The organism is Variovorax sp. 770b2, assembly GCF_900115685.1.
In the GTDB taxonomy this organism is placed as follows: domain Bacteria; phylum Pseudomonadota; class Gammaproteobacteria; order Burkholderiales; family Burkholderiaceae_C; genus Variovorax.
Genome location: NZ_FOXJ01000010.1, coordinates 97,014 through 118,282 on the forward strand (window position 1 = coordinate 97,014; position 21,269 = coordinate 118,282).

The 21,269-nt window shown below is 66.7% G+C and carries 20 protein-coding genes and 2 pseudogenes; 12 read left to right on the top strand and 10 right to left on the bottom strand.

Going from position 1 to position 21,269, the window contains the following annotated elements:
• Positions 1-37 precede the first annotated feature (37 nt).
• Complete coding sequence (locus BM133_RS32160) at positions 38-556, top strand: Lrp/AsnC family transcriptional regulator (protein WP_093443223.1); 519 nt, start codon at positions 38-40, stop codon at positions 554-556.
• Between the two features lie 32 nt (positions 557-588).
• On the opposite strand, the gene BM133_RS32165 is transcribed toward BM133_RS32160, so the two are convergent.
• Complete coding sequence (locus BM133_RS32165) at positions 589-1,032, bottom strand: hypothetical protein (RefSeq protein WP_093443225.1); 444 nt, start codon at positions 1,030-1,032, stop codon at positions 589-591.
• A 249-nt stretch (positions 1,033-1,281) separates the two neighbouring features.
• Here BM133_RS32165 and BM133_RS32170 point away from each other — a divergent pair, with 249 nt between their 5' ends.
• The 7 genes from BM133_RS32170 (at position 1,282) to BM133_RS32200 (ending at position 6,328) form a co-directional block, all read left to right on the top strand.
• Complete coding sequence (locus BM133_RS32170) at positions 1,282-2,241, top strand: hypothetical protein (RefSeq protein WP_093443227.1); 960 nt, start codon at positions 1,282-1,284, stop codon at positions 2,239-2,241.
• 292 nt (positions 2,242-2,533) lie between these two features.
• On the top strand, positions 2,534-2,944 hold the full coding sequence (locus BM133_RS35305) for a DUF2934 domain-containing protein (protein WP_177225013.1): 411 nt from the start codon (positions 2,534-2,536) through the stop codon (positions 2,942-2,944).
• A gap of 129 nt (positions 2,945-3,073) precedes the next feature.
• Positions 3,074-3,298, top strand: a complete 225-nt coding sequence (locus tag BM133_RS32180; protein WP_143100273.1) for a hypothetical protein — start codon at positions 3,074-3,076, stop codon at positions 3,296-3,298.
• Positions 3,295-3,522, top strand: a complete 228-nt coding sequence (locus tag BM133_RS32185) for a DUF3606 domain-containing protein (RefSeq protein ID WP_093443231.1) — start codon at positions 3,295-3,297, stop codon at positions 3,520-3,522. Before BM133_RS32180 ends, BM133_RS32185 begins: the two co-directional genes overlap by 4 nt.
• Positions 3,519-3,878: a hypothetical protein gene (locus tag BM133_RS32190; RefSeq protein WP_093443233.1), complete on the top strand. Its 360-nt coding sequence runs from the start codon at positions 3,519-3,521 to the stop codon at positions 3,876-3,878. The genes BM133_RS32185 and BM133_RS32190 overlap by 4 nt, the downstream gene beginning before the upstream one ends.
• Before the next feature lie 176 nt (positions 3,879-4,054).
• Positions 4,055-4,969 carry a non-homologous end joining protein Ku gene (locus tag BM133_RS32195; protein ID WP_093443235.1) on the top strand — a complete coding sequence of 305 codons (915 nt, stop codon included), beginning with the start codon at positions 4,055-4,057 and terminating at the stop codon, positions 4,967-4,969.
• A gap of 522 nt (positions 4,970-5,491) precedes the next feature.
• On the top strand, positions 5,492-6,328 hold the full coding sequence (locus BM133_RS32200; RefSeq protein WP_143100274.1) for a tetratricopeptide repeat protein: 837 nt from the start codon (positions 5,492-5,494) through the stop codon (positions 6,326-6,328).
• Here the strand turns inward: BM133_RS32200 and BM133_RS32205 are convergent.
• A complete protein-coding gene (locus BM133_RS32205; RefSeq protein WP_177225014.1) occupies positions 6,316-6,816 on the bottom strand; it encodes a DUF3237 domain-containing protein in 501 nt (166 codons plus the stop codon). The genes BM133_RS32200 and BM133_RS32205 overlap by 13 nt on opposite strands.
• Before the next feature lie 4 nt (positions 6,817-6,820).
• Entirely contained in the window at positions 6,821-7,213 is a 393-nt protein-coding gene (locus BM133_RS32210) for a nuclear transport factor 2 family protein (protein ID WP_093443239.1), read from the bottom strand.
• Between the two features lie 143 nt (positions 7,214-7,356).
• On the opposite strand from BM133_RS32210, the gene BM133_RS32215 reads away from it, so the two are divergent.
• The gene (locus BM133_RS32215) at positions 7,357-7,896 is read left to right on the top strand and encodes a winged helix-turn-helix transcriptional regulator (protein ID WP_218158419.1); all 540 of its coding nucleotides are present in this window, start codon (positions 7,357-7,359) and stop codon (positions 7,894-7,896) included.
• Positions 7,897-7,922: 26 nt separating this feature from the next.
• Here the strand turns inward: BM133_RS32215 and BM133_RS32220 are convergent, their stop codons facing one another.
• The 5 genes and pseudogenes from BM133_RS32220 to BM133_RS35835 form a co-directional block, all read right to left on the bottom strand.
• On the bottom strand, positions 7,923-8,789 hold the full coding sequence (locus BM133_RS32220; RefSeq protein WP_177225015.1) for a Bug family tripartite tricarboxylate transporter substrate binding protein: 867 nt from the start codon (positions 8,787-8,789) through the stop codon (positions 7,923-7,925).
• A gap of 137 nt (positions 8,790-8,926) precedes the next feature.
• Positions 8,927-9,406: a DUF4019 domain-containing protein gene (locus tag BM133_RS32225; RefSeq protein ID WP_093443245.1), complete on the bottom strand. Its 480-nt coding sequence runs from the start codon at positions 9,404-9,406 to the stop codon at positions 8,927-8,929.
• Positions 9,403-9,831, bottom strand: coding sequence for a hypothetical protein (locus BM133_RS32230; protein ID WP_093443247.1), 429 nt, complete (start codon positions 9,829-9,831; stop codon positions 9,403-9,405). The genes BM133_RS32225 and BM133_RS32230 overlap by 4 nt, the downstream gene beginning before the upstream one ends.
• A 2-nt stretch (positions 9,832-9,833) precedes the next feature.
• Positions 9,834-17,423: a YadA-like family protein gene (locus BM133_RS32235; protein ID WP_371286378.1), complete on the bottom strand. Its 7,590-nt coding sequence runs from the start codon at positions 17,421-17,423 to the stop codon at positions 9,834-9,836.
• Between the two features lie 21 nt (positions 17,424-17,444).
• Positions 17,445-17,843 (bottom strand): annotated as a pseudogene (locus BM133_RS35835) (hypothetical protein); the annotation flags it as partial.
• Between BM133_RS35835 and BM133_RS35840 the strand changes: the two are divergent.
• Complete coding sequence (locus BM133_RS35840) at positions 17,752-18,114, top strand: hypothetical protein (protein ID WP_371286376.1); 363 nt, start codon at positions 17,752-17,754, stop codon at positions 18,112-18,114. The pseudogene BM133_RS35835 and the gene BM133_RS35840 sit on opposite strands and share 92 nt — an antisense overlap.
• A 44-nt stretch (positions 18,115-18,158) precedes the next feature.
• Here the strand turns inward: BM133_RS35840 and BM133_RS35845 are convergent.
• Positions 18,159-18,359, bottom strand: a pseudogene (locus BM133_RS35845) (ESPR domain-containing protein); the annotation flags it as partial.
• Positions 18,360-18,589: 230 nt separating this feature from the next.
• Here BM133_RS35845 and BM133_RS32240 point away from each other — a divergent pair.
• A complete protein-coding gene (locus BM133_RS32240; protein WP_093443249.1) occupies positions 18,590-19,516 on the top strand; it encodes a LysR family transcriptional regulator in 927 nt (308 codons plus the stop codon).
• A 290-nt stretch (positions 19,517-19,806) separates the two neighbouring features.
• Complete coding sequence (locus BM133_RS32245) at positions 19,807-20,727, top strand: LysR family transcriptional regulator (RefSeq protein ID WP_177225016.1); 921 nt, start codon at positions 19,807-19,809, stop codon at positions 20,725-20,727.
• A 63-nt stretch (positions 20,728-20,790) separates the two neighbouring features.
• Here the strand turns inward: BM133_RS32245 and BM133_RS32250 are convergent, their stop codons facing one another.
• Positions 20,791-21,246, bottom strand: coding sequence for a helix-turn-helix domain-containing protein (locus BM133_RS32250; RefSeq protein WP_143100275.1), 456 nt, complete (start codon positions 21,244-21,246; stop codon positions 20,791-20,793).
• Between the last annotated feature and the right edge of the window lie 23 nt (positions 21,247-21,269).

The window sequence follows — 21,269 nt, forward strand, 5'->3', positions numbered from 1 at the left end:
GACCCTTGTTTGAAGAAGAATCCTCTCGGAAATCGCCATGAAAGTTGATTCTGTTTCTCTTGACGAGCATTGCCTCAAGATCCTTTCTGCGCTGCAGCACGACGGGCGGCAGACCGTGCAGCAGATTTCCGAGGCCGTCGGGCTCTCGCCCACGCCCTGCTGGAAGCGCATCAAGGACATGGAGGCGGCCGGCGTGATCCGCGGCTACACGGCGCTGATCGATCCCGAACTGGTGGGCCTGCACGTCTCGGCCGTGGCCGAGGTGAACCTGGACCGCCACAGCGAGGCGATGGTGCAGCGCTTCGAGGAGGCCGTGGCCGCGAGCCCGCAGATCATCCACTGCGTCTCGGCCACCGGGCCGGCGGACTACATCCTCAACGTGACGGTGCCGGACATGAAGCACTACGAGCGCTTCCTGCACGAAGTGCTCTTCAGCCTGCCGGGCGTGACGCACGTGCGCTCGAGCATCGTGCTGCGCGAGATCAAGTCGCAGGTGGCGCTGCCGCTCGGGCACCTCACGGGCGCGAAGTCGGGCGCGGTGCCTTCGCGGCGCTGAAGCGCAGACCGACCGGGCGGGCGGTGCCCCGCTCAGTCGTCGTACCGGCGCCCGGAACGGTCGAACGCCAGGAGCAAGCCCGCGAGCAGTGCGCCGCCCGCTGCAGCGATCAGCACCGCTTTCACCGGCTCGGCTTCGATGTGCTTCGCGCAGGAGGCCTGCCACCCGGCGGCGCGCTCCCTGAAGCCCGCGATCTTTTTTCCGGCCTCGTTGACGGCGCTCCGGGCGTAGGCCCGGCCGGTGTCGGCGGCGTCAGAGGCGACGTCCTTCGCATCGGCGGCAATGCCGCGCGCGGTATCGAGCGCCTCGCCGGCCGTGGCCTTCGCGTCCGCGGCGCTCGATCGCAAGGCCTGGGCCGTGTCGCGGGCAATCGTCTTCGCCTCGCCGGCCTGGCCGCCGGCCGCGGCCGATGCGTCGCGTCCGGCCCGGCGTGCTTCGTCGGCGAGTTGGGAGGGGGTCTTGGGGTCGTCTGCCATGGCGGTCTTTCGAAAGGAGAAACTGGGCTTGCGGGGGGCTGCGGAAGCGCTATTTGGGAGACGCGGCGCACGCCGGGGTGTCGGGTGGAACGGGCATCTCTTGTAGGCGAAAGCAAGCCCCGGCCATCGTCGGCCGGCACGGATGAACGCGGGCCGGACGGGATCACTGCCTACCCCGGCTTGCGCGAGGCACCGACTGAAGCCCGTGCGTGCCGGCGAAAGATTCCAGCACCACAACAAGGAGCAGCCATGGCCCAGTACGGCGTGAATTCACCAGTCGGCGTGATCGAAGGAGCCGCCAGCCAGAGCGGCGTGTCCTGGGGGGCGATCTTTGCCGGCGCCGCGGGCGCGGCATCGCTGTCGCTCATTCTTCTCTTGCTCGGCACGGGGCTGGGCATGTCGTCGATCAGCCCGTGGGCGAGTCAAGGCGCGAGTGCCGCCACCATCGGCGTCGCGACCATCCTGTGGCTCACGTTCACGCAGATCGCCGCCTCGGGCATGGGCGGCTACCTGGCCGGCCGGCTGCGCACCAAGTGGGCCGGCGTGCACACCGACGAGGTGTACTTCCGCGACACGGCCCATGGTTTTCTCGCCTGGTCGGTGGCGACGCTGCTGACGGCGGCGCTCCTCGGCTCGGTCGTGGGCTCGATCCTCGGCGCCGGTGCGCAAGCTGGCGCCACGGTGGCCGGCGGTGCGGCCACGGCTGCAACGGCAGCGGGTGCGGCGGGTGCCGGTGCCGCGGCTTCGGGATCGCAGTCACCTTCGGAGGCCGGCCCCGGTCCGATGAACTACTTCATCGACTCGCTGTTCCGCCGCGATGCGGGCGCCACGCCTGCGACCCCGGGTGACGCCAGCGCCACGCCCGCGGCGCCCGATCGCCCTGCTGCCGCAACCAACGCGGAGGTCAGCCGCATCTTCCTGAACAGCATCCGCACCGGCGCACTTCCGCCCGACGACGCGCGGTACGTGGGCCAGGTCGTCGCGCAGCGCACCGGCCTCGGCCAGCAGGACGCGGAAAAGCGCGTGACCGACACCTACGCGAAGGCCCAGGCCGCGCTCAAGGATGCGCAGGCGAAGGCGAAGGAGGCAGCCGATGCGGCGCGCAAGGCGTCGGCCTATGGCTCGCTGTGGCTGGTGATCTCGATGCTCATCGGCGCCTTCGTCGCGAGCTTCGCGGCCACCTATGGCGGCCGTCGGCGGGACCTCTGAACGGCGTCCACCCCCTTCCATTCAAGGAGATTTCCATGCGCTCACTTCTGCTGTTTTTTCTTGGCGTGCCCATCCCGGTGATCATCCTGATCGCGTTGTTCTTCCATTGAACGGCGCCGTGGTGCCGCCGTCCGCGACCGCACCCGCACCCGCTCCCTGCGCATACAGCCGATGCTGAAGTACGCCTACGTAGCTTCGCATTCGTCGGGCCGAATCTGCTTGCATGAGGCGCAGGCCAACCAACGCAACCCGTTCCCCGGCAACCCCGCCCCGTCCTCACAAGGAGATCGACATGAGCAACAGACCGGCAGCCGGTTCCGGCGACGGAACCCGTCCCGCCACCAGTGGCGGCGTGGACAACATGGGCGGCGGCGAGAGCTTCTCCGGAAAGAAGACCGCTGCGGGCGAGGACGTTTCAGGCCCCGCGCCGCCCGAGCGCATGCAGGACAAGCGCAATGACGTGGAGGCCACGAAGCAGGACGACTCCGCAGCGTTCGGTCTGACCGAGGACCTCACGCCCGAAAGCAACCGCGAGCCGTCGGAGGGCGCACCAGCGCCCTCATCGGACGCCCGCGAAGAAGCCATCCGCCGCGCCGCATACGACGCGTACCAGCGCCGTGGCGGCGAAGCCGGACACGAGACCGAGGACTGGCTCGAAGCCGAGGCGCAAGTCGACCGCCAGGCCGGGCGCGAGCGCGGCTGATTGCGCCCGGCACCTCGCCCGCTGCGTTCGTTGTCAGATGCCGGAATACAAGACAGTTCAGCCTTGTCCGACGCCGGCCTCCGCGCTCGAAGATCCAGACTCCTGCCTTCACCATTGGAGGACCGAGAGATGAACAGCCGTGATCCACGAGGTCATCAGCACCCACAACCGCCGCGCGGGGAGTTCTGGCTCCTGGTCGCCGTGGCGGTCCTGATCGCCACGCTGGCGCTGCTGCACCTTGCTGTGCAACGCGAGCGCGCTGCCGGCGCGGCAGCGGTCGACTTCCAGCTTCTCTCCGGATCGCCAGCGAAAAGCACCATAGAGGCGATGCGCGGGCCGCGCGAAGTGCGATGACGCGAGCGATCCGACCGGGTGCGAAAAGCATCTCGACCCCCACGCCCGCCGCGGCGAAGGCGTGGGCCGATCACCTGGGGTGCTCCGCCGCCGAACTCAGGATCGCGATGCGCGCCGTCGGCACTTCGGTGGAGCGCGTGCAGGCTTACCTCGATGCGCTCAGGCGCCGAGAAAGCGCGGCACCGAACGGCGGCGCCCGCATCGGCCAGGCCGCAGCGCCATGAGCACAGGCACGCAAGATGTCCTGCGCCGGATCGCGGTCCATGTGGAGGAAGCGCCATCCGGCGGATTCGAGTGGGTGCTGAGCGAAGCCGATGACGACGAGGACGAAGGGCCGTGGCGATCCTTGAAGCGCGCCCGCAAGGCGGCCCACACCTACAAGGCATCGATGGCGGATGGCCTCCTCGCGCTGCAATCGCTCATCGACGACCTGGATGCCGGGCCGCGAAGGCCGACAGGCGCCGAGCCCGATTCGACAACCGTGCGAGCCGGCAAGGAGCAGGCCCGCAGGGCAGCGAAACCCGGGAGTGAAAAGAAACCCGCCACGGGAAGTGCGTTCGGATTCGGCTTGATGAAGTAGTGCGCGTGCGCCAACGGCTCGAAGAGCCCGGTACGCTCCTGTTCCCGGGTGTGCGCCACGTCCTCCCGGCGGCATTGGCCATGTCCCACAACACGGCAAGGCTGCGCAGGACAGGCTTGCCGATCGCCGGCCTTCGCCGGCGCCGTTTTCTTCTCAGCATTGGAGGATGAACCACCATGGCCACAGGCAGCAGGACCCTTTGGAAAGGCGCGATCACTTTCGGGCTGGTCCATATCCCGGTGGGCTTGCACACGGCGAGCACCGAGCAGGGCATCGATTTCGACTGGCTCGACAAGCGCAGCATGGACCCGGTGGGCTACAAGCGCATCAACAAGAAGACGGGCAAGGAGATCGACAAGGACAACATCGTCAAGGGCTTCGAGTACGAGGATGGCAAGTACGTGGTGATCTCGCCCGACGAGATCGAGGCGGTGTATCCGCGCACGACGCAGACCATCGAGATCCAGCGCTTCATCGACGCCAATGAGATTCCCTTCGTGTACCTGGAGCGTCCCTACTACGTGGCGCCGGTCAACAAGGGGCAGAAGGTCTACGCGCTCCTTCGCGAAGTGCTCGTCAAGACCGGCAAGGTCGGGCTGGCCAAGGTGGTGATTTCCACCAAGCAGCACCTGGCCGTGCTGGTGCCGTCGGGCAAGGCCCTGGTGCTCAACCTGCTGCGGTGGGGCGACGAGGTGAAGCCGCTGGAAGGCCTGGACCTGCCCGCCGCCGGGATCAAGGGCGCGAAGATCACCGCGGCGGAGATGAAGATGGCCGAGCAGCTCGTGGGCGACATGTCGGGCAAATGGGAGCCGGAAGACTTCACCGATGAGTTCAAGCACGCCGTGATGAAGATCGTGCACAAGAAGGTGAAGGCCGGCGACACCGAAACCGTCATCCAGCCGGAGGAAGAGGCGCCGGAAGAAAGCTCCAATGTGATCGACCTCACCGAGTTGCTCAAGCGCAGCCTGAAGGGCGGAAAGGCCGCTCCCGCGAGCAAGAAGCGGAGCGCCGGGGCCGCGGCCAAGTCGGGTGGAACCGCGCGCAAGGCCGCGTCGAAGAAGACCGGCGCCAAGGGCCGGAAGGCGGCATAGCCGCATCCCCCCGTGCCCGCGCCTTCGCTATCCGCAGGCGTCTCGACGACAAACGCGTGCAGCCCCTGCGATCCTGCCTTCCCGAAAGCAAAGGAATGCGCCAGCCGACCGCGCGCGACGACATACGGACGGACCAGCGGCCAAAAAAATGCCCAGCGCGAGGCTGGGCTGAATGCAGTCTGCTGTCACACAGAAGGGCCCCGCTCGCGGGAGGGAGGGAGGAGGAGAAGGGAGCGAGGCGTTTGAAATTTAGCGCCGCGCGGCATGCAGGTCACGTCGGACGACGCCGCGTGTCCTGTTTTTTTTTGGGGCTTGCGAGCTTCCCCGAGGCGAGGTGGCGGGGCGAACGGCAAGCGGTCGCCCCGGTGTTCGCGCGCGGGGCGCAGCTGCCGCCTTTCGCCTCTTTCCGGACACCGGAAAAAATGGCATGTTGGGTCATCGGGTCATTGAGTTATTGAGTGAGGGCCAGGTACGCGCCGAGGTCGGTCGCCAGTACCCGGTACCGCGCACGGGAACCAGGACGTGAAAGCACCGGTCGATTTTTCGCAGTCGTTGCGCGCGGTGTCGCAGTCGCTCGGATTGTCGCGCCACGCGGTAGGCAAGCTCATCGAGCTGGGCTTCGTGGCGCCCGTGAAAGCGCGGGGTAAGGCCTGGAAGTTCTCCTTCCAGGACCTCGTGCTCCTTCGGTCCGCTCACGAGCTGCGCGCGGCGCGCATTCCCACGCGGCAGATCCTCCAGGCGCTGCGCCAGCTCAGGGCCAGCCTGCCCGAAGCGCAGCCGCTGCAGGGCATGCGGATCACCGCCGAGGGCGATCGCGTGACCGTCAGGCTGGGCGATGCGCAGTGGGAACCCCAGACAGGGCAATTCGTGCTCGATCTCCAGGTCGCTTCGGGTGACGACAGCGCATTGCGCTTCCTTCCCCGGCCGCACGAGCCGGCCGTCGATGCGGCCACGCTCGATGCGCGCTTTGCCAAGGCCCAGGCGCTGGAGGAAACCAGCCCCGAGGCTGCGAAGGCGCTGTACCGGCGCATCCTGAAAGACGATCCCTCGTACGCCCACGCGTACCTGAACCTGGGCTTCATGCTGTGCGAATCCGGCCGGTGCGACGCAGCCGCGGCGCTCTACGAAGACGGCGTGCGTTTTTGCGCCGACGATCCGCTGATGCATTTCAACCAGGCCGTGGCGCGCGAGGGGATCGGCGACGTCGACGGGGCATTGGCAAGCTACGAAGAAGCGCTGCGGCTGCAACCGGACCTTCTGGACGCGCATCGCAATGCCGCCCTGCTCTGTGCGCAGGTCGGGAAGCAGCAGATGGCGATACGGCACTTCAGCGCGTTCAGGCGCCTTCAAAGAACCTGATAGATGCGAAAGTCGATCCGCCCTGCCGACAGTTCGTTGTAGCCGACGAGAACCAGCTCGTTCAGCCAGAGGTAGCGCTCGTCCGAGGTCTCCAGCTTCGGCGTGGTGCGCAGGTACGTCTCGCCGAACGCCAGGCGCTCGCCCTTGGCCAGCCGCTTTCTGCCGTCCGGTGGCAGCTTGGCGACGCCCTTGCTTTCGAAGTAGACGAGCGCACCGTCGTCGGTGCGGATTGCACCGCGAATGTCGAGCCGGCTGATGCCGTCTGCGCCGATCACGACCCAGTCGACGCTGCCCGGCAGGAATTCGCCGCGCAGCTTCGGCCCCTCCAGCTGGCCGCCTTTGCCGATGTAGGGGACCAGCGTGCCGCGTGGCGTGGGGATGGCGATCGGCGTCTCGAGGTCGACCCGCAGATCGCACAGATGCCTGATCGGCATTGCCTGGCGCAGTGGCTGCTCCAGGAGCGGTTGCGCGGTGAGGAGGGCGTTCATGGCGTCAGCTCAAGGCGGCCTTGACTTGCGCATAGTCGAAGAACGTGTCCTTGCGTGTGATGAGCCCGGCGCTGTCCACCTCGACGACGTCCAGTGCATGGAAGCCGCGGCGCTCCTTGCCAGGGGGTTGGAAGGTCAGGGTCCAGTCGAGCGTCCAGTGCCCGTCGCCCAGGAGCAGGCGGTGGATCTCCACGCCGAAGCCGGGATAGCGCTCGAAGACGCCGGCGAACTCATGCAGCAACGCGGCCTCGCCCCGCACCTGGGCGCCGCGGCCGTGCGCCTGGAAGGTCGAGTCGGGTGCGTGCAGCGCGAGGATGGCTTGGGGATCGTGCGAGAGCCACGCGGCGGCGTAGCGATCGGCAATGGCGGCCAGGTCCAGCTTGACAGGTTCAGACATGAGAAACCTTTCGATGTGGTTCAGTGGATGGTCACGGAAAGCCCCATGGATTCCGCGGTGCGCAAGGAGGTTTGCAAGCCGCCTCGCGAACGCTGGCGACTATACCTATGATTTTCATAGTGACAAGAGGTATGATGCCCAAAATGACCAAGACGCCGAAAAAATCAGCCAGGGAACCGGAGACGACCGGCCCGGGTTCCAATGCGACCCTCTGCCCGATCGCACGCGCGCAAGACGTTGTCGGGGACCGTTGGACCGTGCTGGTGCTTCGTGAGCTGTTCCTCGGGAATCGGCGCTTCGAGGAGATCCAGGCGCACACGCAAGCCACGCCGCAAATGGTGGCGAGCCGCCTCAAGAAGCTGGAGTCGGCGGGACTGATCGAGCGCCGGCCCTACAGCGAAAGGCCGCCGCGGCACGAGTACCACCTGACGGAGATGGGCATCGCCTTCCACCCGGTGTTCCTCGCTCTTCGCGCCTGGGGGGAGACATGGTTCAAGTCCGAGGACGAGGAAGTCGCCATTCAGTACATCCACATTCCATGCGGTCAGGACCCCGGCCTGGGCCCCGCCTGCCAGTCATGCGGAAAGATGATGCGCAGGGAGGAGCTTTCCGCCAAGCTGGGTGGGTCGTTCCACGCCGAGCGGCAAGCGCGGCTGGAGGCCTTCAAAGCCAATCGACCGTAGCGCCGGGCGCGACATCGCCGGCCCCCTCAATTGGCGATGCCCACGGCACGCGCGAAAGCACGCCACTTCTCGTCTTCCGCGCGCACGAAGGACGACACGAAGGCCGGCGATCCCTCCAGCGGAACGCAGCCCGTGACGCGCAACGCTTCCTTCATTTCCCTGGAGGTCATGATCTCGTTGATCCACCGGTTCAACTGCGCAACGCGCGCCGACGGCACTTTCTCCGCCACCGCCACCAGGTTCCACTGGCTGATGTCGTAGTCCGCAAGGCCGGCCTCCTGCATCGTCGGAACATCCGGCAAGGTGGCGCGCAGCCGGGATGCGCTGGTGACCGCATACGCCTTCACCTTGCCCGACGCGATGTAGGGCAGCAAGGGCATCACGCCGAGCATGGCCAGCGGCACCTGGCCGCCGACGACACCGCCGATGGCCTGGGCCCCGCCCTTGTAGGGCACGTGCAGGATCGAGGTTCCCGCCAGCCTGTTGAGCAGTTCGCCCGCCAGGTGCTGTGGCGTGCCGGTGCCCGAAGTCGCATAGCTCCATGCCTTCGGGTTCCTGCGCGCCTCGGCCAGGAGTGCCTGCAGGTCCGCAGGCGGCGCGTTGGCCATCGGGCCCACCAGCACCATAGGGCCCTTCGCGAGCATGGCCACCGGCTGCAGGCCGTTGCCCAGTGCGGGCGTGCCTTGTGCGTCGATGCCGGGTCCTGCCATCGTCACCATCGTGTAGCCGTCCGCGGCCGCCGACGCGGCCGCCTGGACAGCCACCGCGCCCGATGCGCCGGCCCTGTTTTCCACGACGACCGGTTGGCCGGTCTTGCGGCTGAGCAGTACCGCCGCCCTGCGCGTCAGGGTGTCCGCCGTTCCGCCGGGCGGAAAACCGACGATCCAGGCCATGGGTTTTTCGTGCGGCCAGCCGGCCGCGGCCGCACCCCGGGGCGCCGCGGTCGACGGGCTTGCAGCAAAGGCAGCGAGCACGGCGAATGCCGAGAACTTTGCGCCGGCCGCCACTCTGCGCAAAAAGACGGGCATCGTCATGGCTTGTCGCGCACGTCGTATCCAACGGGATGCCAGCCATCGGCTTCGAGCCTGAAGCTCAGTCTTTCGTAGAGCACGTTGCCACTGCCGGTGGACGTCGAGAAATCGATGCTGGCATACACGCCGGCCGGCACGCCGGGGCTGTCACCGGACTGGCCGATGCGCGCGATGTGGGTCCAGTTGCGCTCGCGCACCGCGGCGACCCGCTTGCGTGCCTGGAGGATCGCGTTCACGTAGTCGGGCTCGGAAAAACTCACCCTGATGAACGGCGCGGAAGCCCTCCACAGGTCCGCGCCGAGGCCTTCGTCGATCTGGCGAAGCGTCTGCTGGCTCGCGCGCAGCAGCTCATCGGCGGACGCGCCGGGGCCTTGCGAATTGGTTTGGGCCGTGGCCGCCACGCTGGCGGCGGCCAGCAGCAGGCAGGCCCCGAATCGGCGCAACGCAGAAATCTTTGCGCGCATGGGCATGTGTGTCATTCGTTCTCTCCCTCGTTGTTGGAAACACGCGACCTGCGTCGCGCAGCGGCCTCGGCGACCGGAAGCGACCGGCCGAAGTCGACCAGGATCTGTGGGTCGAGCACCACCTCGTGGCCCGCAGCGCCTTTCTTGCCCCTGAACACCCGGGAAGCCATCGGGCGGACCAGAACCAGTCGCTCGCCCATGGGCCGCAGATCGAATTCATCGAGGCGAACGATCCGCACCGGCCGCCAGATCCCGGGCGAGCGCCCGTGGCCCTGCCACTGGGTCACCAGCCAGAGCTGCAGGCCGATCCGGATCGCATTCGCCTCGCAGATGCCTCTCGGGTTCAGGGGCACCAGCACGATGGCGACGGCCCACCTCGCATCCAGGACAACGGGCTTGGCGGACGGCATCGATCCCTGAGCGGTGGGGGCGGTGAACATGGTCACTCGAATTCGTAGCCGACACCCAGGCCGATGTTGAATCGGGTGCCGCTGTAGCCGCCGTTGATCTTGTAGATCCACTTGCCGTCGTTCGATCTCGCCGAGTAGCCGACGGCGATGGCGTTGTAGCCCCCGTAGTGGCCCACGCCGACCGACATCAGGCTCTTGCCCGGCGTCATGGCCTGCGGCAGCGTGCTCATGGCGGTGGCCATCGCCACGCCCGAGTAGGCGATGCGCTGCGTGCTGCCGATCTCCGCCTGCAGTTGGCCCTGCACGGCGCCCAGCTGGCCCAGGTTGACCGCGTCGGTCGGCGCGATGCCCGGCGCCACGTTGCTCAGGCGCGCACCATTGGGCGCCTGGCCGTTGCCCAGCATGACCTGGTTGTAGTTGACCGATCCGTCCGGATTCGTCGCGTACTGCACGCTGCTGGCGGCCACCGCGCCGGAGGCCGCCCTCAATTGCGCGACGTTGGCCGCATCGCTGTCGGCCGAACCCGCGGCGACCCCGGTGATCTGGCGGAACTGGCCGTTGGCCGCGTCGCCCACGGACACCGCGGCCTGCGTGCTGGTCGTGGCCCGGATGGCTGCTTCCTGCTGCGCATTCGCAGTGCCCGGGACGTAGCCGGCCACGCCTGCCGCGGTCGATGCGACCGAGTTCGCACCCAGCGCGACGCCGCCGCTCTGCGTGACCACGGCGCCGAAGCCGATCGCGGTGCCTCGCGAGACGTTCTGCGCCTTGCTCAGCGCCGTGCCGCCGGCGTCGGCTCCGTCGCCGAACGCCGCACCGCCGCCGCCTGCGCGGGAATCCTTGCCGAAGGCCTGCGAGCCGGTCGCCAATGCCCCTGCACCGATCGCGATGGCGCTGGCTCCGACCGCCTGGGCGCCAGAGCCGATCGCCACGGCGTCGGTCTGGGTGGCCTGCGCGCCGAAGCCGATCGCCACCGTGCCGTCGGCCGTGGCCTTCGCATCGTTGCCGGCGGCGAAGGAGTTGGCGCCGCTGGCCAACGACTTCGGACCGATCGCCACGGCTTCCGCACCGCTGGCCACCGCGTCGCCCGCCGTGGAGTTGGCGTGGAAGTACTTGGTGCCCTTGTCGTTGATCGTGTTGACCGTCGTGCTCAGGCTGCTGATGCTGCTCGTGGCGGTGCTCAGGCCCGTGGAGGTCGAGGTCGACAGGCTCGTCAGGCCGCTGCTCGCGCCGCCCACGCTGGTGGACAGGCTGGCCAGGTTGCTGTCCGTCGTGCTCAGGCCGGTGGACAGGCTGGAGATGCCGCTGGTCGCCGTGCTCAGGCCGGCGGACGTGGACGTCGACAGGCTGCCGACGTTGCTGTTCGTCGTGCTCAGCCCGGTCGAGAGGCTGTCGACATTGCTGCTCACGGTGCTCAGGCCGGTCGACAGGCTGCTGATGCCACTGGTGGCCGTGCTCAAGCCGCTGGACGTGGAGGTCGAGAGGCTGTCCACGCTGCTGGTGACCGTACTCAGGCCCGACGACGTCGAGGTCGAGAGGCTGCTGATGCTGCTGGTCGCCGTGCTCAGGCCGCTGGACGTGGAAGTCGACAGGCTGCTGACGTTGCTGTTGGTCGTGCTCAGGCCGGACGACAGGCTGGAGATGCCGCTGGTGGCGGTGCTCATGCCCGTGGACAGGCTCGCGATGCCGCTGGTGGCGGTGCTCAGGCCAATGGACAGGCTGCCGATGCCGCTGTAGGCGGTGCTCAGGCCGGTGGAGAGGCTACCGATGCCGCTGGTGGCGGTGCTCAGGCCGCTCGATGTGGAGGTCGACAGGCTGCTGACCGTGCTGTCGGTTGTGCTCAGGCCGGTGGAGAGGCTGGAGATGCCACTGGTTGCCGTGCTCAGACCGCTCGATGTCGAGGTCGAGAGGCTGCTGACTGCGCTGTCGGTCGTGCTCAAGCCGGTGGAGAGGCTGGAGATGCCGCTGGTTGCGGTGCTCAAGCCACTCGATGTGGAGGTCGAGAGGCTGCTCACGTTGCTGTTCGTGGTGCTCAGGCCAGTGGACAGGCTGGAGATGCCACTGGTTGCCGTGCTCAGGCCACTCGACGTCGATGTCGACAGGCTGCTCACGTTGCTGTTCGTGGTGCTCAAGCCCGTGGACAGGCTGGAGATACCACTGGTGGCGGTGCTCAAGCCGCTCGACGTCGACGTCGACAAACTACCGATGCTGCTGGTCGCTGTGCTCAGACCACTCGAAGTCGATGTCGACAGGCTGCCGATGCTGCTCGTTGCCGTGCTCAGACCGCTCGAGGTCGACGTCGACAAGCTGCCGATGCTGCTCGTCGCAGTGCTCAGGCCACTCGACGTCGAGGTCGACAAGCTGCTGATGCTGCTCGTTGCAGTGCTCAGGCCGCTCGATGTCGAGGTTGACAAGCTGCTGATGCTGCTAGTGGCAGTGCTCAGGCCGCTCGAGGTCGACGTCGACAGGCTGCCGATGCTGCTCGTCGCAGTGCTCAGACCACTCGATGTCGAGGTCGACAGGCTGCTGATGCTGCTGGTAGCGGTGCTCAGGCCAGTCGACGTGGAGGTGGACAAGCTGCCGATGCTGCTGGCCGCAGTGCTCAAACCGGACGAAGTCGAAGTCGACAGGCTGGAGATGCCGCTGGTGGCCGTGCTCAGGCCGCTCGATGTGGAGGTCGAGAGGCTGCTCACGTTGCTGTCGGTCGTGCTCAGGCCAGTGGACAGGCTGGAGATGCCGCTGGTCGCCGTGCTCAAGCCGGACGACGTGGAGGTCGACAAGCTCGAGATACCGCTGGTGGCTGTGCTCAAGCCAGACGATGTCGAGGCCGACAAACTGCTGACGTTGCTGTTGGTGGTGCTCAAGCCCGTGGACAGGCTCGAGATGCCGCTGGTCGCCGTGCTCAGGCCCGACGACGTGGAGGTCGACAGACTGCCGATGATGCTGGTCGCCGTGCTCAGGCCAGACGAGGTGGAAGTCGACAAGCTGCCGATGCTGCTCGTCGCCGTGCTCAGACCACTTGACGTCGAAGCCGACAAGCTGCTCACGTTGCTGTTCGTGGTGCTCAGGCCCGTGGACAGGCTCGATATGCCACTGGTCGCCGTGCTCAGGCCCGACGACGTGGAGGTCGACAGGCTGCCGATGCTGCTCGTCGCAGTGCTCAGACCACTTGACGTCGAAGTCGACAAGCTGCTCACGTTGCTGTTCGTGGTGCTCAGGCCCGTGGACAGGCTGGAGATCCCGCTGGTGGCGGTGCTCAGACCAGACGACGTGGAGGTCGAAAGGCTGCCGATGCTGCTCGTGGCAGTGCTCAGACCGCTCGAGGTCGAAGTCGACAGGCTGCTGACGTTGCTATTGGTGGTGCTCAAGCCCGTGGACAGGCTCGAGATGCCGCTGGTCGCCGTGCTCAGGCCCGACGACGTGGAGGTCGACAGGCTGCCGATGCTGCTGGTCGCAGTACTCAAGCCACTCGAAGTGGACGTCGACAAGCTGCCGATACTGCTCGCGGCGGTACTTAATCCACTCGAGGTCGATGTCGACAAGCTCGAGATACCGCTGGTGGCTGTGCTCAAGCCAGACGAGGTCGAGGTCGACAAGCTGCTGACGTTGCTATTGGTGGTGCTCAAGCCCGTGGACAAGCTCGAGATACCACTGGTTGCCGTGCTCAACCCAGACGACGTAGAGGTCGACAGACTGCCGATGCTGCTGGTCGCCGTGCTCAGACCACTTGACGTCGAAGTCGACAAGCTGCCCACGTTGCTGTTCGTGGTGCTCAGGCCCGTGGACAGGCTGGAGATGCCACTGGTCGCCGTGCTCAGGCCGCTCGAAGTCGAAGTCGACAGGCTGCTGATGCTGCTGGTCGCGGTGCTCAGGCCACTCGACGTCGAAGTTGACAGGCTGCCGATGCTGCTGGTCGCGGTGCTCAAGCCGCTCGACGTCGACGTCGACAAGCTACCGATGCTGCTCGTTGCCGTGCTCAGACCGCTTGAGGTCGAGGTCGACAAGCTACCGATGCTGCTATTGGTGGTGCTCAAGCCCGTGGACAAGCTCGAGATGCCACTGGTTGCCGTGCTCAACCCGGACGACGTGGAGGTCGACAGACTGCCGATGCTGCTGGTCGCAGTACTCAAGCCACTCGAAGTGGACGTCGACAAGCTGCCGATACTGCTCGTGGCGGTGCTCAATCCACTCGAAGTCGAAGTCGACAGACTGGTCACGTTGCTGTTGGTCGTGCTCAGACCAGTTGACAGGCTGGAGATCCCGCTGGTGGCGGTGCTCAGACCCGACGACGTGGAGGTCGACAAGCTGCTGATGCTGCTGGTCGCAGTACTCAGACCACTCGACGTCGAAGTCGACAAGCTGCTGATGCTGCTGGTCGCCGTGCTCAGGCCGCTCGATGTCGAGGTCGACAAGCTGCCGATGCTGCTCGTCGCAGTGCTCAGGCCTGACGAGGTCGAAGTCGACAAGCTGCCGATGCTGCTGGTCGCCGTGCTCAAGCCGGACGAAGTCGAGGTCGACAGGCTGCCGATGCTGCTCGTCGCAGTGCTCAGGCCTGACGAGGTCGAAGTCGACAAGCTGCCGATGCTGCTCGTCGCAGTGCTCAGACCGCTGGACGTCGAGGTCGACAAGCTGCTCACGTTGCTGTTCGTCGTGCTCAGGCCGGTGGACAGGCTGGAGATGCCGCTGGTCGCCGTGCTCAGGCCCGACGACGTGGAAGTCGACAGGCTGCTCACATTGCCGTTCGTCGTGCTCAGGCCCGTCGACAGCGAATCCGCAACACCCTTCAGCTGCGCGATATTGGGCGCGTCGGTGTCTGCGCTGCCGGCGCTGACGCCGGTGATCTGCCGATTGCCGATGTTCAGTTCACCCGACGAGCTCTGCTTGCTGGCCAGCCCGAAAGCGTCGTAGTTGGTTTGCGCCGCGGCAGTCCTGCTGGCGACCGAATTCGCGCCCAGCGCCACGCTGTTGGCGCTGTTCGCGATCGCACCCTGGCCGATCGCCACGCTGTTGGCGCCGATGGCCTGGCTGTCCGCGCCCGTGCTGTTGGCGTGGAAGTACTTTGTGCCCGTGTTGTAGATCGAGCTGACCGACGAGCTCAACGTGCCCAGGTTGCTGTTCGTCGTGCTCAGGCCCGTCGACAGGCTGCCGATGCCGCTGACTGAAGAGCTCAGGCCCGTCGAGAGGCTGCTGATGCCGCTCACGGCCGTGCTCAAACCGCTCGAGGTCGAAGTCGACAGGCTGCTGAGGCCGCTGTTGGTCGAGCTCAGGCCGGTGGACAGGCTGGAGATGCCGCTGGTTGCGGTGCTCAAGCCCGATGACGTGGAAGTCGACAGGCTGCCGATGCTGCTGGTCGCCGTGCTCAAGCCAGACGACGTGGAGGTCGACAAGCTGCTGATGCCGCTGGTCGCCGTACTCAGGCCACTCGACGTCGAAGTCGACAAGCTGCTGATGCTGCTGGTCGCAGTGCTCAGGCCGGACGACGTGGAGGTCGACAAGCTGCTGATGCCGCTGGTCGCCGTACTCAGACCACTCGACGTCGAAGTCGACAAGCTGCAGATGCTGCTCGTCGCAGTGCTCAGACCACTCGACGTCGAGGTCGACAAGCTACCGACGCTGCTCGCGGCAGTGCTCAAGCCGGACGACGTCGAGGTCGACAGACTGCTCACGCTGCTGCTCGCCGTGCTCAGACCCGTGGACAGACTGGAGATCCCGCTGGTGGCGGTGCTCAGACCCGACGACGTGGAGGTCGACAAGCTGCCGATGCGGCTCGTCGCCGTGCTCAGCCCGCTCGAGGTCGAGGTCGACAGGCTCGAAATACCACTGGTTGCGGTACTCAGGCCCGACGACGTGGAAGTCGACAGGCTGCCGACGGCGCTGTTGGTCGTGCTCAGGCCCGTGGACAGGCTGCCGAAGCCGCTCGTCGCGGTGCTCAGCCCGGTAGACAGACTGGAGATGCCGCTGGTCGCCGTACTCAGCCCCGACGACGTGGACGTCGACAGGCTGCCGATCTGGCTCTGCGTGGTGCTGGTCACGCTGAAGAGCTGGCTGCCATTGACCGCGTCGGTGCTGGTCGCCGAGATCTGGCCCGCGGCAAGATTTTGAATGCGACGTTCCGCTCCCGCCGAACCAACGCTGACAACGCCCGTTGGCGTGGTGCCGGCGAAACCGCCGAAGGTGGTGCCCCCGACAACGGCATTGCTCACCGCACCCGTGCCCCCGGTGCTGGCGGAGGCAGTGCCCGTGGTCACGGCGTCGCTTCCCAACGCCACGCTGTTTGCGACGCTGGCATTGGCTTGGCGCCCGACGGCCACCCCACCCTGCGCAGTCACCGATGTGCGGGCACCAAGCGCCGCGGCGCCGAAGACATTTGCGTTGGCGACGTGCCCTACCGTGACCGATTCGTTGCCAGCCGTTGCTCCGTTTCCCAGCACATTGCCACCGTCGCCGTTGACGGTTGCGCCGTAGCCGATTGCGGTGGAATTCGTGCCCGCCTTCACAGCGGCAGCATTGCCGACCACCACGTTGAACCGACCTGCTGCGATCGAATCTGCGCCGATGGCAATGTTCGACGACCCCGAGCCGGCCGCATTGGCGGCCCGGCCGATGGCAATGCTGTCCGATGTTGCCGTTGAATTCCGGCCCAGCGATACGGAATCGGCAGCCAGCGCAGTCGCCGAGTCGCCGATCGCGATACCGCCCGCTGCCAGCGCCTTGGACGCATTGCCCAGCGCCACAGAACCTTGGCCCACCGCGTTGTTGGCATTGCCGATCGCCACGGCGCCATTGGCCGCCGTCGCCGCCGCCAGGTCGCCGCCTGCCGTGTTGTCTGCACCCAGCGTCACGGCGCCGGTGCCATTGGAAGTATTGGGGTCGCCGATGGCAACGGCACCGTTGCCGGTGGCCTTCTGCCCCCGGCCGATGGCCACCGCGCCGCCGGCGGCGGTACCGCTGTTGGCGGTGGTGCCTGAGCCGATCGCCACGTTCTGGCCTTGGGTGCCCGAGGTGGCGTTGACCCCGATGGCGACGCCGTTTTCGCCACTGGCCTTCGCGGTGACACCAATCGCCGTCGCGAACTTGCCCGATGCAACCGTCGCCGTTGCATCCTGGATTCCCGAGGTCGTGTCGCTCCCACCGCCGATTGCAGTAGAACCAAGACCTGACGCCTTGACCGAACTACCCAGGGCCACTGCATTGTTGGCTGTGGCTTGCGCGAGGCTGCCGATCGCGATGGATAAATCTCCGGATGCAGTGCCTTGCCGGCCGATGACGATCGAGGTGTTGCCCGAAGCCGTCCCAATCACACCCATGGCCAGTCCAGAAGCCCCGCTGGCATTGTTGAAGGTACCGAAAGCCATGGCCAGGTCACCGGAAACCCGGTTGCCATCGCCAATGGCGAGGCTCGTAGCGCCGCTCGCGTTGTTGTTGATACCAACGGCCGTACCGCCGCTCGATACAGTGTTGCCCGCTCCGACCGTCACGGCACCGGCGACAGTCGTCGCAAAGGCCCCCAAACCCGGCGCCGTGCGATCGAGGATGCCCAGACCTGGAAAGCCTCCAGTCGTTGCCTTCGAATTACTGCCAATGGCAACCGCATCGGCACTGGATGCATTCGCAAAAGCGCCCATCGCGATGGCACCGTTGGCCGACGCATTCGAAGATCCGCCCAACGCGATGGCGGATGTGCCGGTTGCTCTGGCTGACGTGGTCAACCCGAAAGTACTGATCCCGACGGCGATCGCCCCCGCACCGGTGGCCTGTCCGCCCGAAATTGCGGTTGCACCAAAGCCCGCGGCATTCGATACCAGCCCCAGTGCAGTGCCTTGCGCTCCCGCAACGGCACCGCTGCCCACAGCCAATGAATCGGCGCCGGTCGCGGTTGTCGCGCGCCCGCTGGCGCCCGGGCCGCCGATGGCGATTGCGCCTGCCCCCCCCGAAGCATTGGCACTTTGACCAATGGCGATCGCCGCGCCACCGGAATTCGCGGCGTTCGTGCCGATGGCAATGCCATTGTTCGAACTGGCGTTTGCAAGAGTGCCGATGGCCACTGCGCTCGCGCCGTTCGCAACGGAGGGACCGACAGCAATGGCGAACGACCCGGTGGTCAGCGCTCCAGTGCCCAACGCCGTTCCGCTTTGGCCCGTCGACCTGGCGGCATTGCCGATGACCACGGAGTCGACGGCCGTTGCGGTACACGTCGCGACTGCGCCAAAGGTCCCGGTCGCCCCGATCACAACGCACCCCGTCCCACCGGCGGTCGCACTGCCGATGGCAAACGTCTGGTTGTTGCCCGTGATCGACGGTTGGCCGAAGGCATAAGGGGTCATCAATGCCGGCAGGACGATGCCGCACACCCACGCGACCGGCCGCAACCGCGCAATCCTGATGCCGCTTGCGGCCCCACGCGTCGATGAAGCGCCCTTGCCCTTCACCAGCTCGGAGACGGCCACCCACGTCCCAAGCGCTTCACTCCAGATAACTCGACAAATTTTGTTCACACCGGCCCCAAGATGAATCTCTGTGTTGATTGGCTCTCGGCACAAGCACAACCCCCCGATGTCCATCGAAGCCGTCAGCACCCGTCCCTTGAATCGCCGGGCGATGCTAGGTTTCCCCCTCTCGACACCTCATTCCCGATGGCGTGAAATTCGATAACCCAATTCAGCGCCGCAAAAACGTGAGTGCAATGTGTGAACTAGTTCTTAGGATTTACATCAGCGCCACCGCCGAAGACCAAGGCCGGCGACGGTCCGCATCGCACAGCGATGTCGCAGCCCCTCTGTACTGACCGCATATGGACATCACCCCTCGCGACGTGAACTACTTTCTTGCAGTGGTCGAGCACGGGCGGCTCGCCAAGGCGGCCGAGGCGTGCCATGTGACGCAGCCCGCGCTCACCAAGGCCATCCAGCGGCTGGAGGCCGAATGCGGCCTCATCCTGTTCGAGCGCGATGCACGCGGCATGCGGCTGACGGCCGAGGGCGAGCGGTTCAAGGAGGTCGCCCAACTGCTGGGCCGCCGCTATGAGAACGCGATACAGGTGGCTGCCAACGTGCGTGCGCAGCAATCGGGGCTCTTGCGCCTGGGCAGCACCGACGCCACGCGCGCCAGCATCGTTCCGTCCACGCTGTCGGCGCTGTTGCGCCAGCGGCCCGGGCTTCGCGCGACGCTGCAGATCAGGCGGTCGGACCAATTGGCGCTCGCGGTGGTCCAGGGGCAGCTCGATGTCGCCGTGATACCGACGTACGGCGCCGCACCCGAAGGCTGCGACCACGTGAAGATCGGGCAGGACCCCCACCTTCCCGTGATGAGCGCCAGGCATCCGCTGGCCGGGCGTTCGCGCCTCGCGCCCGCCGACCTCATGCCCTACCGCTGGATCAACGGCGCGCACGACAGCGCCGGTTTCCAGAATCTGGGCGCGCTGTTTGCGCGCCATCAGCTCCCGGCGCCGATCGTGGCCGTCGAAGTCGAATACGCATCGGAATCCGTGCTGTCGCTTGTGCGGAACTCCGACATGCTGGCCATGATTCCGCGCTCGTTTTTTCGCGCCACCGATCAACTCGACTTTCGCGTGGTTCCGATTCCGGACTTTCACATCGACCGCTCGGTGCTGTGCATCACGCGCGCGGGCATGGAGCGCTCGCCGCTGACCGCGGCGTTCTGCGATCTTCTGCTGCAGCAGGCCCAGGCCGCGCCGGGCGGCGGCTCAGATCCCCTCTGAAGCCGCGCGCCATCGCTGGCGGTTCGGGGCGCTGTCGACGCGCCCTCCTCCAGACTCATTCCCAAGTGCCGAAAGTTTCATAACCAATCCGAAAGCCGGGGCGAAACCGTCTCTTCGGCGGTGAACGGGTACCTATCATTTGACTGCGCAGCGTCGCGCGGACTCCCGACCGCACGATGCGCATGAATGCCGGCAGGTTGGCCCGCATCCCACGCGCAGTGGGACGGTTGCACAACGCCTGGCCCCATGCATCGAAACCCACGCCCCTGGGCCCCGGCATCAACCAGCGCATGAACATCACACCCCGCGACGTGAACTACTTTCTCGCCGTCGCCCGGCACGGGCGGCTGGGCCCGGCGGCCAAGGCCTGCGGCGTCACGCAGCCGGCCCTCACCAAGGCCATCCGGCGGCTGGAGTCCGAATGCGGGCTTGTCCTTTTCGAGCGCGATGCGCGCGGCATGCAACTGACCCCCGAAGGCAGGCGATTCAATGAAGTGGCCGAACAGCTCGGCAAGACCTACGAAGAGGTCCTGCGCGTGGCCGCCGACGCCCGCGCGGAGCAGTCGGGGCGCCTGCGTCTGGGCAGCACCGACACCACGCGCGTGGGCCTCGTGTCGCTGGTGCTGTCGGCGCTGGTGCGCCAGCGGCCCGGACTTCGGGCCACCTTGCAGATCGGGCGATCGGACCAGCTCGCGCGCGCGGTCGCCGATGGGCACCTGGACGCTGCCGTCATTCCCAGCTACGGCGAACCGCCCGAGGGCTGCGACCATGTGGAAGTGGGCGAGGACCCTCACCTGCCCGTCATGAGCACGATGCATCCGCTGGCCAGGCACTCGCGCCTGGCACCCTCCGACCTCATGCCCTTCAACTGGATCCACGGTGCGCGAAGTTCCGCGGGATACCAGAGCCTGAAGGCGCTGTTCGCGCGCTTCGAACTGCCGGCGCCCACGGTGGCCGTCGAGGTCGAATATGCCTCCGAGACCGTGCTGTCGCTGGTGCGTGCTTCCGAGATGCTGGCGATGGTCCCGCGTTCGCTCTACCGGGCCGCCGACCAGCACGGCCTTCAGCTCATCTCGATACCGGAGTTCCACATCGATCGCTCGGTGCTTTGCCTCACGCGCTCGGGGACCGAGCGCTCACCGTTGACGAAGGCGTTCTGCGACCTGCTGATGGTGCAGACCAGGGCATGGCGAGGTCAGCGCGGGGGGTGAAGCGCCGCGGCCACCGCGCCAAGCGCGGACGACGAGGCCGACGCTTGAATTCCTGCCCGGCTTTCAGGGGCCCGTTCGTTGCAGGATGGGCGCGTTGCGAAGGTTGCCGATTCCACGAAGCTGCTTCGCATCCCGCCGGCCCTCGCAGTCGCCTCGCAGCCGGGCGATGACGCCGGTCGCCACGGCATATCCCGTGCTCATCTGCCGCAGCGCGAACGCCAGCCGTTCGCCCTCCTTCGTCATGCTCAGGGCTCGCGCGTGGCGAACGAAGAGAACGAGGCCGAACTCCGCCTCCACGCGTTGCACGACCCGGCTCAAGGCGGATGGCGTCATCCCCAGCGAGGCCGCCGCTTCGTGCCGGCTCCTTGCATCGGAAAGCGCGAGGAAGTGATCGATGTCCTGGAAAGTAAGACGCATGCGGTGCAGGTAGCGGAAAGAAACTGGCGCGAGGACCTCGTGCACTTCGATTGTTCGGGTCTCCCGAGGCGCAACGCGCCCGCAACCGTCAACTTCGATCACGAAACGCTCACCTCCAGCGCGCC